We start from the raw sequence: 14,216 nt of genomic DNA on the forward strand, positions 1-14,216 counted from the left end.
GGAATGAGGTCAAGTGAGCGAAGGGGCCGCGTCCGTCATGCTGAACCGGCTCCGTGCGGTGGAGTGGGTCGGTGACTGGGACCACGTGCTCGCACGCGTTCCGTCCCGGCGCATTCTCATGCGCGAGTACCTGAGGCGCGCCGCCCTGTGGGCGCAGGAGTACTCGGTCGAGAGCGCCTGGCCCTTCTTCGACGTCACCGAACGCGTGGACCCCGGGTTCCGCCTCTCACCCGGGACGGCGGCGGAACTCGAGGCGTACCTGAGCCGTGTGCCGGGTCGGGAGCTCCGCGCGACGTGCGCGGGCGCCGTGCGGCTGGCGGGCATGCGCGAGCGGAACCCGGCCGCACTGCCCGACCTGCCGGACCTCTACGAACCGCTGGTCCTGTTCTACGAGCGGGGCGGGGAGTTCGTACGGGACGACGCGGGCGGCCTCGACCTGACCGGGGTGTCCTTCCGTCCGGGAACCCCGCGGGGGAACCTGGGCACTCCGCCCTTCCGGGCGCTCGGCGAGACGGTGCTCGACGCCCTGGACGCCCGAGGCCGTGTCTCGTACTACGCCCACCGCGCCGCCGTCGGGAACCGGGCCCTCCTCGTACGGCGCCGCGTCGTGCGGGGCGAGCGCCACGACGAGCTGTTCGGCCCGGACCTGCGCTGGGAGCCGACGGAGCGACTCCCGGACACCGAAGAGGCGATCAAGGCCGCGGGCCTGGTCCCGCTGGACGGGATCGCCGCGGCCGAACTCATCGGCGCGGCTACGACTCCTCGTGGTGCGCCTGCGTGATGAGGTCCGTGGCGACCTCCAGGGCGGCCAGGCGGGTCTCCTCCGGGTCGCCCTCGACGTGCTGGAGGAACATCATTCCGGCGTGCAGCGTGAACAGGGCGCTGACGCAGCGCACCTGGTCCGTCAGCGGGCCGTCCTCCGTGCGCAGCAGCTCCACCAGGCGGTACAGCCGCTTCTTCACGGTCTCGCCGATGCTCAGCTCGCGCGTCGTGGCCTGGTTCTCCTGCATGAAGCGGTACAGGGCGGCGCCCGCCGCCATCGCCTCGCTGTAGCGGCGCAGCACCTCGCGCTTGGTCTCCAGGGTGCGCGGCTGCTGCTCCGCCCACTTGATCAGCTCGTCGATGGGACGCGTGACGTCCTCGAAGAGGCTGATGATGATGTCTTCCTTGGTCTTGAAGTGGTAGTACAGCGCCGCCTTCGTGACCTCCAGCCGCTCCGCGATCTCGCGCAGCGACGTCTTCTCGTACCCCTGCTCGACGAAGAGCTCCAGTGCGATGTCCTGGATGCGCTGGCGCGTGTCGCCACGACGGCGCTGCGGACTGCTGCTGGACATGACTCTCCTCGATCTACTTACTTGACGCCCGGCAAGTTACGGGTCTACCGTCCCCAGTGTAGTGAACTAGCCGGGCGGCAAGTAAGTGCCGTTCCGGCAGGTAGTGCCCAGGGGAGTGGACAGGAAATGGTGGAGACAAGCAAGCCCGCGGAGACCTCGCAGGAGGTGAAGCCACGCAGCGTACGTGTCGTCCTCATGGCCCTCATGATCGCAATGTTGCTGGCGATGCTCGACAACATGATCATCGGTACGGCCATGCCCACCATCGTCGGCGAGCTCGGCGGCCTGGAGCACCTGTCCTGGGTGGTGACCGCGTACACCCTGGCCACGGCCGCCTCCACCCCCATCTGGGGCAAGATCGGCGACATGTACGGCCGGAAGGGCTCCTTCCTCACCTCGATCGTCATCTTCCTGATCGGCTCCGCGCTCAGCGGCATGGCCCAGGACATGGGCCAGCTCATCGGCTTCCGCGCGATCCAGGGCCTCGGCGCCGGCGGCCTGATGGTCGGCGTCATGGCGATCATCGGCGACCTGATCCCGCCCCGTGAGCGCGGCAAGTACCAGGGCATGATGGCCGGCGTGATGGCCCTCGCCATGATCGGCGGCCCGCTCGTCGGCGGCACCATCACCGACCACATGGGCTGGCGCTGGTCCTTCTACATCAACCTGCCCCTCGGCGCCGTGGCCCTCGCCATGGTGACCGCCGTCCTGCACCTGCCCAAGCAGGCCGAACGGCAGCGTCCGAAGATCGACTACCTGGGCGCGGCGCTGCTCACCGTCGCCATCACCTCCACCGTGCTCGTCACCACCTGGGGCGGTACCGAGTACGACTGGGCCTCCGCCGAGATCATCGGCCTCATCGCCATCGGCGTGCTGTCGACCGCGGCGTTCCTCTACGCGGAGACCAAGGCGGCCGAGCCGGTCATGCCGCTGCACATCTTCCGAAGCCGCAACTTCACCCTGATGTCCGTGATCGGCTTCCTGGTCGGCTTCGCCATGTTCGGCGGCGTGCTCTACCTCCCGCTGTTCCAGCAGTCGGTCCAGGGCGCCTCCGCGACCAACTCGGGCCTGCTGCTCCTGCCCATGCTGCTCTCGATGATGCTCGTCTCGCTCATCGCCGGACGCGTCACCACCAGCAGCGGCAAGTACAAGATCTTCCCGATCGTCGGCGGCGGGCTCATGGTCGTCGGCATGTTCCTCCTCGCCACCATGGACACGGGCACCACCCGCCTCGTGTCCGGCCTCTACATGGCCGTCCTCGGCGCCGGCCTCGGCTTCCTGATGCAGATCACCATGCTGGTCGCGCAGAACAGCGTCGAGATGAAGGACATGGGCGTCGCGTCGTCCTCGGCCACCCTCTTCCGTACGCTCGGCGGCTCCTTCGGCGTGGCCCTGATGGGCTCCCTCTTCACCTCCCGGGTCACGGACACCATGTCCGAGCGCCTGGGCCCGGAGGCCGCCGGGGCCGCGGGCTCCGCCCAGTTGGACGCGGCGAGCCTGGCCAAGCTGCCGGAAGCCGTGCGCGAGGCCTACCAGCACGCGGTCGCCGCCGGCACGCACTCCGCGTTCCTGCTCGGCGCGGCCGTCGCCGTACTGGGCTTCCTGGCGGCCTGGTTCGTCAAGGAGGTCCCGCTCCGGGGCGCCGGTCCGGCCCCCGCCGCCGACACGTCCGCCCCGGCCGACGGCAAGTCCGCCGCCGCCGCCGACGACACGTCCGCCCCCGCCGACGCCAAGCCGGCCCCCGCGGCGCAGGAGTCCCTCGCGCACTGACCCGCGCGAACCCCACCGCACACGATCCCGGCCCCGGCGGACGCACGCGTCCGCCGGGGCCGGGATCGTTTTCCGCCGCGCCCGTCCGGGAAGGAGCGGTGGGCGATCAAGGACCAAAGTCCCATGAGCCCCATCAGTCCTGTCAGTCCCATTACGGGGAATTTATGGGTGATTTGACTGGAACTCCTCTGCGGTGACGGACGTCCTGATCCACGGAACGCTCGCACGGCGGATGGGGAGTGGACGGTTCATGGGTTTCTCGGGGTACACGAAGAAGAAGGGCGTCCGGGCCGGTGCGGCCGTCGTCGCGTCGGCCGTCGCCGCGACGGCGACGGTCTGGGGACTGGCGACCCTCGTGGCACCGGGAAGCGTCGGCGCGGCCTCCCGGCAGAGTGTGGCCCAGCCCCACGGGGGCGACGACTCCGGCCACGGCGGGGCGGGCGGGCCGGGGTCGCGGACGGGCATACCCGAGGGCATAGCCCACTCCTCCGAGAGCGGCGGCAACGCCGTCAACATCACCATCGACGACGGCCCCGACCCCCGCTGGACCCCCCAAGTGCTCGACGTCCTGGACGAGTACGACGTCAAGGCGACCTTCTGCATGGTCGGGCCCCACGCCAAGGCCCACCCCGACCTCGTCAAGAAGGTGGTCGCGGCGGGCCACCGCCTCTGCGACCACACCATGGACCACGACACGACCATGGACAAGAAGCCCGTCGACTACCAGGAACGGCAGATCCTGGACGCGAAGAAGCTCATCGAGGAGGCCGCGGGGGGCGGTGCGAAGGTCGAGTACTACCGGGCCCCCGGCGGCGCGTTCACCCCCGACAGCCGGCGCATCGCCGCCGCGAACGGGATGCGCCCGCTCGGCTGGAACGTCGACACCAAGGACTTCCAGAAGCCCGGCACGGCCGCCATAGTCGACGCCGTCAAGCGCGAGATCGGCAACGGCCCGACCATCCTCTTCCACGACGGCGGAGGGAACCGCACCCAGACCGTCGAGGCCCTCGACCGGGTGCTGGCCTGGCTGCGGGACCAGGGCCGGCCGACCGGCTTCCCGGTCCGCACCGCCCCCGACGCCCCGTGAGCAGCCGTCCCGTGGCCGACGCCCCGTGAGCCGACGCCCGCCCGGCCGCCCCTGACACGCCGTCCGCCGCGCGAACGGGTGAGGGTCGACGACGCGGACCCGCCCGCGTTGTTACCTGGTCGCGCACGGACGAACGTACGCCCGACCAGGAGGCTCCTGTGGCCATCGCCCCCGGCAAACTGTCCGACCCCGTGGTCGGCGCCCTCGTCACCGCCGTCAACGCGCACGACAAGGACGCCTTCCTGAAGCTGCTGACCGCCGACGCGACCATGTCCGACGACGGATCGGACCGCGACCTCCACGACTGGGTCGACCGGGAGATCTTCGACTCCAGGGGGCACATGGACGTCGTGTCCGAGTCCGACGGGGGCCGCGCCCTCGTCGTCGACTACCGCAACGACACCTGGGGCGAGATGCGCACCGCCTGGCGCTTCACGATCGCCCCCGGCGGCGGCCGCATCAGCCGCTTCGAAACCGGCCAGGCCTGACCCGCGCAACCCCGCCCCGCCACGGTCCGGGCCCCACCGCACCGGGCCCGCCCCGATCCGTCCCGCCCCGGCTACCGGCCCCGCGCCACTTCCAGCACCGCCGCCGTCAGGCCCGCGTTCTCCGGGGCCAGCCCGCCCGGGAAGACGTAGCGGCGGCGCGTGTACCCGTACGCGATGCCCGTGACCGGGTCGGCGAAGCCCTGCGCGCCCGCCGCACCGCAGTGCCCGAAGGCCTGCGGGCCCACGGCGGGCTGCCGCTCGAAGCCCAGCCCGAAGTGGTCGATCTCCCCGGTCAGGATCTCCTGGCCCGGCGTCTGCAGCCGTGCGAACTCGGCCGCCGTCTCCGGCTTCAGCAGCGCGGCCCGCGCGCCCACCTGGCTGATCGCCGCCGCGTACAGGCCCGCGACGCCGCGCGCCGAGCCGATGCCGCCCGCCGAGGCCGGGCCGAGCTCACGCGTCCGCGGGTGGTTGGCGTGGACGACCAGGTCCATCGGCGGCTCCCGGTGCCAGTTGAAGGCCACCGCCAGCAGCTCGGGCACCGGTCCGGCCGCCGCCTGCGCCGCGGCCTGCTCGGGCGTCGGCAGCATCTCCAGGACCGGCTTCCAGCGCCCCTCCTGCGAGGCCGGAAGCCCCAGGTAGAGGTCCAGCCCGTACGGGGCGCGCACGCGCTCCTCGTACACCTCCTGGATCGACCTGCCCGTCGCGCGCCGCACGACCTCGCCGGTCAGCGCGCCGATCACGAAGGCGTGGTAGCCGTACGCCGTTCCCGGCTCCCAGTACGGCCTCTGCCGGGCCAGCCGCGCGGCGACGGCGGCGTCGTCCGCGAGCTCCTCGTAGTCGAAGCCCCCGTCCACGCCGATCAGCCCCGCCTGGTGGCTGATCAGCTGGCGCAGTGTCAGCCGCTCCTTGCCGTCCCCGGTGAACTCCGGCCAGTACGCCGACACCCGCCGGTCGAGATCCAGCGTGCCGTCCTGCACGAGCAGGGCCACCACCAGGTGCGCGGCGCCCTTGGTGATCGAGAAGACGCCGCTCAGCGTGTCCCCGTCGGTGTCCTCGCCGGCCCACAGGTCGACGACGGGCCGGCCCCGGTGGTGGACGGCGAGCTGGGCCTCGGGCGAGTGCGGCTCGGCCGCCGCGAACGCCTCGAACTCCTCCCGTACGCGCTCCCACCCGGCCGCCACCGTGCCGCCCACGCGGACGCCCGCACGCGCTCCCGCGTCCACCTCCGCGCCCGTCCCCGCGCCCGTCCCCGCGCTCGTGACCGCTCCCGCGTTCTCGTTGGCGCCCATCGCATCCCCCTCGGATCGGAGTGTCGTTCCGCTGCTCCCGAACCGGAGTCGATCATCGGATATTCCGGTGACCGAGGGACTCCCGTACGGGTGAAAGGCCGCGCGGCGTCGTTCCGGCCCGCGCCGGGACCCCGTTGGTCCGGGCATGACGCGCACCCGCACCGCCGCTCTCGCCCTCGCCACGGCCGCCGCGGCCCTCGCCCCCGTCCTCGCCCCGCAGGCCACCGCCGCGGAGGCGGCCATGTACCTCCAGGACCCGGCCGGCGGCGAGAAGACCATGAAGTCGATGTGGACCGAGGACGAGATGCACAAGGTGGAAGGGCAGTTCCGCTTCCACCCCGGCGTCCGGTACAAGACGGTCACCCGCCCCGGCCACCCGGCCGCGCCGGACCACGAGCGGAAGGTCGGCGACCCCAAGACGCTGGCGTGGGAGCCCTCGTACGAGTTCGCCTGGTCGGTGTCGGACTCGACCGTGGTGAAGAAGGCGCTGACGGTCAAGGAGGGGGAGCACCCGATCGTCGTGCACGCCGTGCTGCGCCGCGCGGACCGCTCCGCCGTGGCGGAAGTGCGCAAGGAGCTGACCGGGAAGCCGGCGACGGGGCGCGAGAAGGTCGCGGGCGGCAAGCGGATCGCCTGCGACACCGGCGAGTACACGGTGGAATGGTCGCTGACCCGCTCCGGCTACGGGACGCTCCACGGCTCCCTGCGCTGGAACTCCAGCTGCGAGCAGTACCGGACTGCGTTCTCCCAGGACCACGGGAAGCAGCGCTGAGGATCGCGTCGGGGGCCGGCCGCCCCGCGCACCTCGTGAGTGCTCGGCGGGCGACGGGGCCGCGGCCCCGGATCGAGGGCCGTAGGGGCCATGGTGCCGCACGAGGTGGTCTGCGGCCGGGGTCGAAGGTCCCGTGTCGTGGGGGACTTCGGCGGGAACTGCGGCGGGGTGGGAAACTTGGCGCCTTCGGCGCCTTCAGTGCCTTTCCGTGCCCTCAGGGCTTCTTCGACGCCTGGGAGGCCTGTGCGGCGATGTCCTCCAGGACGCCCTTGGGATTGCCGGTCGGTTCCACGGCACGCCCGATGTTGCGCTTGATGGTGTCGCTGACCGTCACCCAGGACGGGTCGTTGACCGGGTAGAGCTGGGCGCCGCGCAGCGCGTTGAGGAACTGCTGGTCGTTCTTGTCGAGCCCGCCGCCCGCCGGGGTGCGCGAGGCGGTCACGGTGGAAGGCAGCAGGTGGTAGCGGCTGGCGAAGTCCGACAGGTTCTTGTCCTGGTAGACGAAGTCCAGGAACCTGCCGATCTCCGCGCGCTTCCCGTTCTGCTTGAAGGCCATCATCCAGTCGGCCACGCCGACGGTCGGCGGGGTCTCCCCGGGGCCGAGGTCGTCCGAGACGGGCATGGTGGTGGTGACGACGTTGATGCCCTTGGCGCGCGCCTCGTGGGCGAGCGCGGGGTAGCCGTTGAGCATGCCGACCTCGCCGCGCGTGAAGGCGGCGAAGGCGTCCGCGCGGTTCAGCTGGGACGGAGCCGTGGCGCCCGTGTAGCCGGTCGCGACCATGTTCTCCTTGACCCATTCCCAGGTCTTGATGTTCTGGTCGGAGGCCAGGCTGTAGTTGCCGCTGCTGTCGGCGTAGCCGCCGCCGTTGCTGAGCTCCCAGATCAGCGCCTCGGCGTGCGCCTCCTCGGGCCCCAGCGGCAGGGCGTAGGGGTACTTCACGCCCTTGTCCTTGAGCGCCTTCGCGGCGGTCTTGAGGTCGGACCAGGTCTTGGGGGCCTCCTTGACGCCCGCCTTGGCGAACAGCGCCTCGTTGTAGAAGAGGAGGCGGCTGCTCGCGACGAAGGGCAGACCGTAGAGGGTGTTGCCGACCGAGCCGGCGTCGGCCAGCGGCTGGAGGAAATTCGCCTCGGCGGTGACCGACAGGAGTTCGTCCGCGGGATAGAGCTGCCCCTGGGCGGCGAAGTCCGAGTACGAGCCCATGAGAGCGATGTCCGGCGCCTTGCCCTCCTTGACCATGCGGGAGACCTCGCGGTCGATGTCGGCCCACGGCAGGAGCATGACCTCCACCTTGATTCCCGGATTCTCCTCGGTGAAATCTGCCGTCACCTTGTCCCAGAAGGGCTTGGAACTGGTGGCCGGACTGTCGCCGTATTCGGCGGCGACCAGTTGCAGCGTCCCTCCGTCACCTGCGTCGTCCCCGGGACCGCCACATCCGGCCAGCGGTATCAGCAGGCCGAGCACGGTCGCGGTGGCGGTCGTGCCGAAAATTCTCCGTCGCACGGGTATATTCCCCTGAATTTCTTTTGCGTCTCGTTATTGCTTATGGGTCGCTCCGAGCCGGGTGATCCCTCGATGGCCCGTTGGCCGGAATTCTCTCCTGTGTGCGGGATGGTTTTTCCATGGGGGCCGTACTTGTGGTGAATGCTCCAAGCAGCACTTTTCCGAATGGTGTTTTCCGATATGGAGCGGGGAAAGTAGACGCGCGTAGACATGCCAAAAAGCCCGTTTCCGCGGGGGAAACGGGCCGGGCGTGCGGGGGCGGCGGGGGAGCCGCCGGTCAGTCGGTGAATTCGCCCGCGTACGGGTCGGGCTCGCCCGTCTCCGGGTTGCGGCCCTCCTGCCAGCGGCGCTGCGCCTTGCGCCAGTGCACGAAGCTCAGGTGGCCGCCGTCCCAGAAGGTGATGCTGACCGGGCTCACGTCGAACTCGTCGGAGCAGAGCCGGTAGAGGAACTCGGCCATGCCGTACGGGTACACGGCGAAGGAATCGGCGGTGTGCCGGCCGCACACCAGCACCGGCCAGCGGTCCGGGTCGGGGTCGGAGGTCAGCCAGCACAGGATGTCCGAGCCGCCCGTGACCCCCCAGGCGATGATCGCCTCCGGGTCCACGTCGAAGGCCGAACGGCCGCCCTCCGCCACCCACATCTGCCGGGCGTTCTCCGTCTCCTCGGCCATCTCGGCCGGATCCCACTGCAGCCCGGGCTTGGGCATCGGCAGCAGGATGCTCGCCTCGCCGTTGATGGATCCGGCGCCGAACCGGCCCATGAAGGCGATGAAGTCCGCCGGGAACCGGGTCCCCCAGGCCGTCTCGGCCGCGGGCCAGTCGACGTCCTCGTCGGCGCCGTGCGTCGCCGGCATGATCTGCTCCAGCGCCTTGATCCGCGCGTTCTCCGTCATGCCGCTCCCCTGATGCCCCAGCTCAACCGCCCCAACCTACTGCCGGCGGCGAGCTCCTCCTAGGCGGTGTCCACTTCCAGCGTGGTCCCGGCCGTCAGACCCCACCCGGCCATGGCGCCCGCCGGCGCCTCCAGGACGTGCCGGGCGCGCAGCCGCGGCAGCCCGAGCCGGCCGGGAGCCATGGTGACCACGTCGAGCACGCGCAGGTGCCGGTCCAGGTACGCCACGTCGATCGCGAACCGCATCCGGAAGGTGTGCACGCTCGCCGCCGGGGTCAGCAGCATCGCCCCGTCGATCCCGTCCCGGCCGAGCAGCCCGCGCGTCCTCGCCCGGTAGGAGGCGGCGACCTCCAGCGGGATCGGTGCGGGATCGGATCCGACCCGCAGCGCGGCGGGACCGTCATGCCAGTGCGCCATGGCGGCCACCCTAGGGGACCGCCTACCTTCGCCGGATGGGTGTGGTCGTGATCGTTCTCGCCGCCGGCTACGGCGTGGCCGCCGGGCTGCTGCTGCCGCGCGCCGCCTACCGGCTGTCCGTGGACCCCGGGGACCCCTGGCGGGAGAACTGCCCGCAGGGGCACCGGCTGCGCGGCTGGCTCGGCCCGGCCCGCTGCCGCCCGCCCCGGGCGGAGCCCGCCGGATCCGGACGGAGTCACGCGTCCGGGGCGGTGCCCGTGTCCGGGCCGGCGCACACGGATGAGCCGGCGGACGCGTCCCGGCGGAGCCATGCGTCCGGGCGGGGCCACGCGTACGGGCCGCGGGCCGTGCTCCCGGCCCTGGTCAGCGGAGCGGTCTGCGCCCTGATCGCGGCGGCCGTCGGGGTGCGGCCCGAGGCGGCGGCGTACGCGGGCCTGGCCCCGCTCCTCGTCCTGCTCGCCCTCGTCGACCGGGCCGTGCACCGGCTGCCCGACGTACTGACCCTGCCGCTGGCGGCCGGGGCGGCGGCCCTGCTCGGGATCGCCGCCCTGCTGCCCGGTTCGGCCGGGTCCTGGCGGCTCGCCCTCCTGGGCGGGGGCGCGCTCGGAGCGGCGTACCTGGTGCTCCATCTGGTCAACCCCGCCGGCATGGGCTTCGGCGACGTCAAGCTGGCGCTCTCGCTGGGGGTCGCTCTTGGGTGGTACGGGTGGGGGGTATGGGCGTCGGGGGCCTTCCTGGGCCTCCTCTACGGCGCGCTGTACGGCCTGGCACTGCTCCTGCGCGGCTCCGCGACCCGTGACCAGGGCTTCGCCTTCGGCCCCTTCATGGCGGCCGGAGCACTCACCGGAGTGCTGCTGGGTGGTTTCGGAGCGTAATCATTGCGCGCCGATGCACGCAGCATGCTTTACGAAGGGTTATGGTGGAACCCCCCCCTCGGGCCGGTCCGTATCCCCCCCACGGACCGGCCCGTTTTTTGTTCACCCGCTCCCCACACGGGTGTTGGGGCGAAAACGCAGGTCAGCCGCGCTGGGCCCAGATGTTCGTGCCGGGCGTGGAGACCGCGAAGGAGTCGATCTCCTTCAGCTCCTCCTCGGAGAGCGGCGCACCGGCCAGGGCCGCCACGTTCTGCTCCAGCTGCCGGACGCTCGACGCGCCGATCAGGGCCGAGGTCATCCGCTCGTCGCGCAGCACCCACGTGAGCGCGAGCTGGGCCAGGGACTGGCCGCGGCGGGACGCGATCTCGTCGAGCCCGGCCAGCCGGCGCAGCACGTCGTCCGAGAGCAGGTCGGGGTTGAGCGACTTGCCCTGGGCGGCGCGGGAGTCCGCCGGGATCCCCTTGAGGTACTTGTCGGTCAGCAGGCCCTGCGCGAGCGGCGCGAAGGAGATGCACCCCATGCCGGCGTCCTCCAGGGCGTCCAGCAGGCCGTCCTCCTCCGTCCAGCGGTTGATCATGGAGTAGGAGGGCTGGTGGATGAGCGGGCGCACGCCCATCCCGCGCAGGATCCGCACGGCCTCGGCCGTCTGCTCGGCCGTGTAGGAGGAGACGCCTACGTAGAGCGCCTTGCCCTGCTGGACCGCGGACGCGAGGGCGCCCATGGTCTCCTCCAGCGGGGTCTGCGGGTCGAAGCGGTGCGAATAGAAGATGTCGACGTAGTCCACGCCCATCCGCTTCAGCGAGGCGTCGAGCGAGCTGAGCAGGTACTTGCGGCTGCCCCATTCGCCGTACGGCCCCGGGTGCATCAGGTAGCCGGCCTTGGTCGAGAGGATCAGCTCGTCGCGGTACGACGCGAAGTCCTGCGCAAAGATCTTGCCGAAATTCAGCTCGGCCGAGCCGGGCGGCGGCCCGTAGTTGTTGGCGAGGTCGAAGTGGGTGACGCCGAGGTCGAAGGCGCGGCGCAGGATCGCCCGCTGGGACTCCAGAGACCTGTCGTCACCGAAGTTGTGCCAGAGGCCGAGGGAGATGGCGGGGAGCTTGAGGCCGCTGTGGCCGGTGCGCCGGTACTCCATGGAGTCGTAGCGCGAGGGCTCTGCCCGATAGGGATTGGTATCAGTCACGTTGTCCTCCCTATCACGGAGTTGTGACAGACCGAGTTGGGTACCCGATCCCGGCGCGCAGTAATGTGGCCGCCTCGGGGGAGGGACCGCATTTCGCACGGGGGCAAGGCACGGAGGGGCTGGAAGATCGTGAAGCTGCGCGACCTGGTGTACAGGCTTTACGCACGCCGGGTGGAAGGCCGCCTCGACCATGATGCGGCGCCCAAGCACATCGGCGTCATCCTGGACGGGAACCGCCGCTGGGCGAAGGCGTCCGGAGGTACGACGGAGCAGGGCCACCAGGCCGGAGCCGACAAGATCTCCGAGATGCTCGGCTGGTGCACCGAGACGGACGTCGAGGTCGTCACCCTGTGGATGCTCTCCACGGACAACCTGGACCGGCCCGAGGTCGAGCTCCGCCCGCTGCTCAACATCATCGAGAACACCGTGCGGGGCCTCGCGGCGGACGGCCGCTGGCGCGTCCACCACGTGGGCAACCTGGACATCCTGCCCGCGGGGACCCAGACGGTCCTCAAGGAGGCCGAGCAGGCCACCCACGACGTCGACGGGATACTCGTCAACGTCGCCGTCGGCTACGGCGGCCGCCAGGAGATCGCCGACGCCGTGCGCTCGCTGCTGCTGGAGCACGCGCGCAAGGGCACGTCCTTCGAGGAGCTCGCCGAGATCCTCGACATCGACCACATCGCCGAGCACCTCTACACGCGCGGCCAGCCCGACCCGGACCTCGTCATCCGCACCAGCGGCGAGCAGCGGCTGTCCGGATTCATGCTGTGGCAGAGCGCGCACTCCGAGTACTACTTCTGCGAGGTCTTCTGGCCGGCCTTCCGCAAGGTCGACTTCCTCCGCGCCCTGCGCGACTACGCGGCCCGCCACCGGCGCTACGGCACCTGAGGCCCCTGAGGGGGTTCCGGCCGTCCGGGCACCCCCTCAGCCCCGCCTTCCCCTCCCCTCGAAGCCTTCACCAGGGATTCACCGAGCGTCCGTCATATGCCATGGCATGGCCTGGCCTGATCGGGGAATATCCCTTTCAGGTCGATGCCCGATCCACGGGTGTCGCATCTCAGCGGACGGCATGGGGTCGTCCGCCCGGGAGGCCCTTTGCACCAGGACGCACGTGCGGTTCGCACGGACGCAGTGGAGGGCCGGAAATCGGCCCTGGCATGGGTGCCGATGACCGGTCCGGTCTTCATGGCCCGACCTCTTCCGAGGGGGTACGTCCTTCCGTGGTGACCAGCACAAAGCGCCGCCTGCCCGACAGGCGGACCTACGTCCTCGACACCAGCGTCCTGCTGGCAGACCCCAACGCGATCTCCCGCTTCGACGAGCACGAGGTCGTGCTCCCGATCGTGGTGATCACCGAGCTGGAGGCAAAGAGGCACCATCCCGAACTCGGCTACTTCGCGCGCCAGGCCCTGCGCCTGCTCGACGACTTCCGGGTTCGCAACGGTCGCCTCGACGCACCCATCCCGCTGGGCGATCTGGGCGGCACCCTGCGCGTCGAGCTCAACCACTCAGACCCCAGCGTCCTCCCCGCCGGCTTCCGACTGGGGGACAACGACTCGCGGATCCTCGCCGTCGCCCGCAACCTCCAGGCCGAGGGCTACGACGTCACGGTCGTCTCGAAGGACCTCCCCCTGCGCATCAAGGCCTCCTCCGTGGGCCTGATCGCGGAGGAGTACCGCGCCGAGCTCGCCATCACCGACGGCGGCTGGACCGGCATGAGCGAGATCGGCCTCTCCGGGGAGCAGGTCGACCTCCTCTACTCGGAGGAGCGGCTCTACGTACCGGAGGCCGCGGAACTGCCCGTGCACACCGGGCTGGTCCTGCAGTCCGAGCGCGGCAAGGCCCTGGGCCGGGTCACGGCGGACGGCAACGTCAAGCTCGTACGGGGCGACCGCGACGCCTTCGGGCTCCACGGGCGCAGCGCCGAGCAGCGCATCGCCCTGGACCTCCTCCTCGACCCCGAGATCGGGATCATCTCGATGGGCGGCCGGGCCGGCACCGGCAAGTCGGCGCTGGCGCTCTGCGCCGGCCTGGAGGCCGTGCTGGAGCGCAGGCAGCACCAGAAGGTGATGGTCTTCCGGCCGCTGTACGCGGTGGGCGGCCAGGACCTCGGCTACCTGCCCGGGGACGCCTCCGAGAAGATGAGCCCCTGGGCGCAGGCGGTCTTCGACACGCTCTCGTCGGTCGCCGGCCGAGAGGTCATCGAGGAGGTGCTGAACCGCGGGATGCTGGAGGTCCTGCCGCTCACGCACATCCGCGGCCGCTCGCTCCACGACGCCTTCGTGATCGTGGACGAGGCGCAGTCGCTGGAGCGGAACGTCCTGCTGACCGTCCTGTCCCGGATCGGGGCCAATTCGCGGGTCGTTCTGACCCACGACGTCGCCCAGCGGGACAACCTGCGGGTCGGCCGGTACGACGGAGTGGTCGCCGTGGTGGAGAAGCTGAAGGGGCATCCGCTGTTCGCGCACATCACGTTGACGCGATCCGAGCGCTCCCCGATCGCCGCTCTGGTGACCGAGATGCTGGAGACGCTCTGACGCGGGTGAGCCCGGTGAGACCGCCCGCCGGGCGGTCGAATCGGTCAAAAACCTCATAGCGGGAAGGTG

The 14,216-nt window shown here is 71.0% G+C and carries 14 protein-coding genes; 8 read left to right on the forward strand and 6 right to left on the reverse strand.

The features are described 5' to 3' along the window. Window positions 1–13 precede the first annotated feature (13 nt). Entirely contained in the window at window positions 14–781 is a 768-nt protein-coding gene (locus tag AB0O53_RS09035; protein ID WP_365194236.1) for a hypothetical protein, read from the forward strand. On the opposite strand, the gene AB0O53_RS09040 is transcribed toward AB0O53_RS09035, so the two are convergent. Continuing rightward, entirely contained in the window at window positions 753–1,334 is a 582-nt protein-coding gene (locus AB0O53_RS09040) for a TetR/AcrR family transcriptional regulator (RefSeq protein WP_030829799.1), read from the reverse strand. The two genes, AB0O53_RS09035 and AB0O53_RS09040, sit on opposite strands and share 29 nt — an antisense overlap. Before the next feature lie 126 nt (window positions 1,335–1,460). Between AB0O53_RS09040 and AB0O53_RS09045 the strand changes: the two genes are divergently transcribed. From AB0O53_RS09045 to AB0O53_RS09055, 3 genes are all read left to right on the forward strand, one after another. Continuing rightward, window positions 1,461–3,104: an MDR family MFS transporter gene (locus AB0O53_RS09045; protein WP_365194239.1), complete on the forward strand. Its 1,644-nt coding sequence runs from the start codon at window positions 1,461–1,463 to the stop codon at window positions 3,102–3,104. Window positions 3,105–3,354: 250 nt separating this feature from the next. Next, the gene (locus AB0O53_RS09050) at window positions 3,355–4,191 is read left to right on the forward strand and encodes a polysaccharide deacetylase family protein (RefSeq protein WP_350988214.1); all 837 of its coding nucleotides are present in this window, start codon (window positions 3,355–3,357) and stop codon (window positions 4,189–4,191) included. 158 nt (window positions 4,192–4,349) lie between these two features. After that, complete coding sequence (locus AB0O53_RS09055; protein WP_350988212.1) at window positions 4,350–4,679, forward strand: nuclear transport factor 2 family protein; 330 nt, start codon at window positions 4,350–4,352, stop codon at window positions 4,677–4,679. Between the two features lie 71 nt (window positions 4,680–4,750). Here the strand turns inward: AB0O53_RS09055 and AB0O53_RS09060 are convergent, their stop codons facing one another. Further along, complete coding sequence (locus tag AB0O53_RS09060; protein ID WP_365194243.1) at window positions 4,751–5,968, reverse strand: serine hydrolase domain-containing protein; 1,218 nt, start codon at window positions 5,966–5,968, stop codon at window positions 4,751–4,753. 145 nt (window positions 5,969–6,113) lie between these two features. On the opposite strand from AB0O53_RS09060, the gene AB0O53_RS09065 reads away from it, so the two are divergent. Next, window positions 6,114–6,740, forward strand: coding sequence for a hypothetical protein (locus tag AB0O53_RS09065; RefSeq protein WP_350988208.1), 627 nt, complete (start codon window positions 6,114–6,116; stop codon window positions 6,738–6,740). Window positions 6,741–6,954: 214 nt separating this feature from the next. Here AB0O53_RS09065 and AB0O53_RS09070 read toward each other — a convergent pair whose 3' ends face one another. From AB0O53_RS09070 to AB0O53_RS09080, 3 genes are all read right to left on the reverse strand, one after another. Beyond that, the gene (locus tag AB0O53_RS09070; RefSeq protein ID WP_350988206.1) at window positions 6,955–8,241 is read right to left on the reverse strand and encodes an extracellular solute-binding protein; all 1,287 of its coding nucleotides are present in this window, start codon (window positions 8,239–8,241) and stop codon (window positions 6,955–6,957) included. A gap of 277 nt (window positions 8,242–8,518) precedes the next feature. Then, entirely contained in the window at window positions 8,519–9,136 is a 618-nt protein-coding gene (locus AB0O53_RS09075; protein WP_350988204.1) for an SMI1/KNR4 family protein, read from the reverse strand. A 59-nt stretch (window positions 9,137–9,195) separates the two neighbouring features. Then, window positions 9,196–9,552: a DUF192 domain-containing protein gene (locus AB0O53_RS09080; protein ID WP_350988202.1), complete on the reverse strand. Its 357-nt coding sequence runs from the start codon at window positions 9,550–9,552 to the stop codon at window positions 9,196–9,198. A gap of 35 nt (window positions 9,553–9,587) precedes the next feature. On the opposite strand from AB0O53_RS09080, the gene AB0O53_RS09085 reads away from it, so the two are divergent. Then, window positions 9,588–10,427 (forward strand): prepilin peptidase, encoded by an 840-nt coding sequence (locus tag AB0O53_RS09085; protein ID WP_350988200.1) that lies wholly within the window; start codon window positions 9,588–9,590, stop codon window positions 10,425–10,427. A 142-nt stretch (window positions 10,428–10,569) separates the two neighbouring features. Here AB0O53_RS09085 and mgrA read toward each other — a convergent pair whose 3' ends face one another. Further along, window positions 10,570–11,607: an L-glyceraldehyde 3-phosphate reductase gene (gene mgrA / locus AB0O53_RS09090; protein ID WP_350988199.1), complete on the reverse strand. Its 1,038-nt coding sequence runs from the start codon at window positions 11,605–11,607 to the stop codon at window positions 10,570–10,572. A 129-nt stretch (window positions 11,608–11,736) separates the two neighbouring features. On the opposite strand from mgrA, the gene AB0O53_RS09095 reads away from it, so the two are divergent. Next, window positions 11,737–12,498: an isoprenyl transferase gene (locus tag AB0O53_RS09095; protein ID WP_030850457.1), complete on the forward strand. Its 762-nt coding sequence runs from the start codon at window positions 11,737–11,739 to the stop codon at window positions 12,496–12,498. A 332-nt stretch (window positions 12,499–12,830) separates the two neighbouring features. Further along, the gene (gene phoH2, locus AB0O53_RS09100; protein WP_350988196.1) at window positions 12,831–14,147 is read left to right on the forward strand and encodes an RNA 5'-3' helicase PhoH2; all 1,317 of its coding nucleotides are present in this window, start codon (window positions 12,831–12,833) and stop codon (window positions 14,145–14,147) included. Window positions 14,148–14,216: the final 69 nt, after the last annotated feature.

The organism is Streptomyces erythrochromogenes (genome assembly GCF_040684695.1).
Taxonomy (GTDB): Bacteria; Actinomycetota; Actinomycetes; order Streptomycetales; family Streptomycetaceae; genus Streptomyces; species Streptomyces erythrochromogenes_C.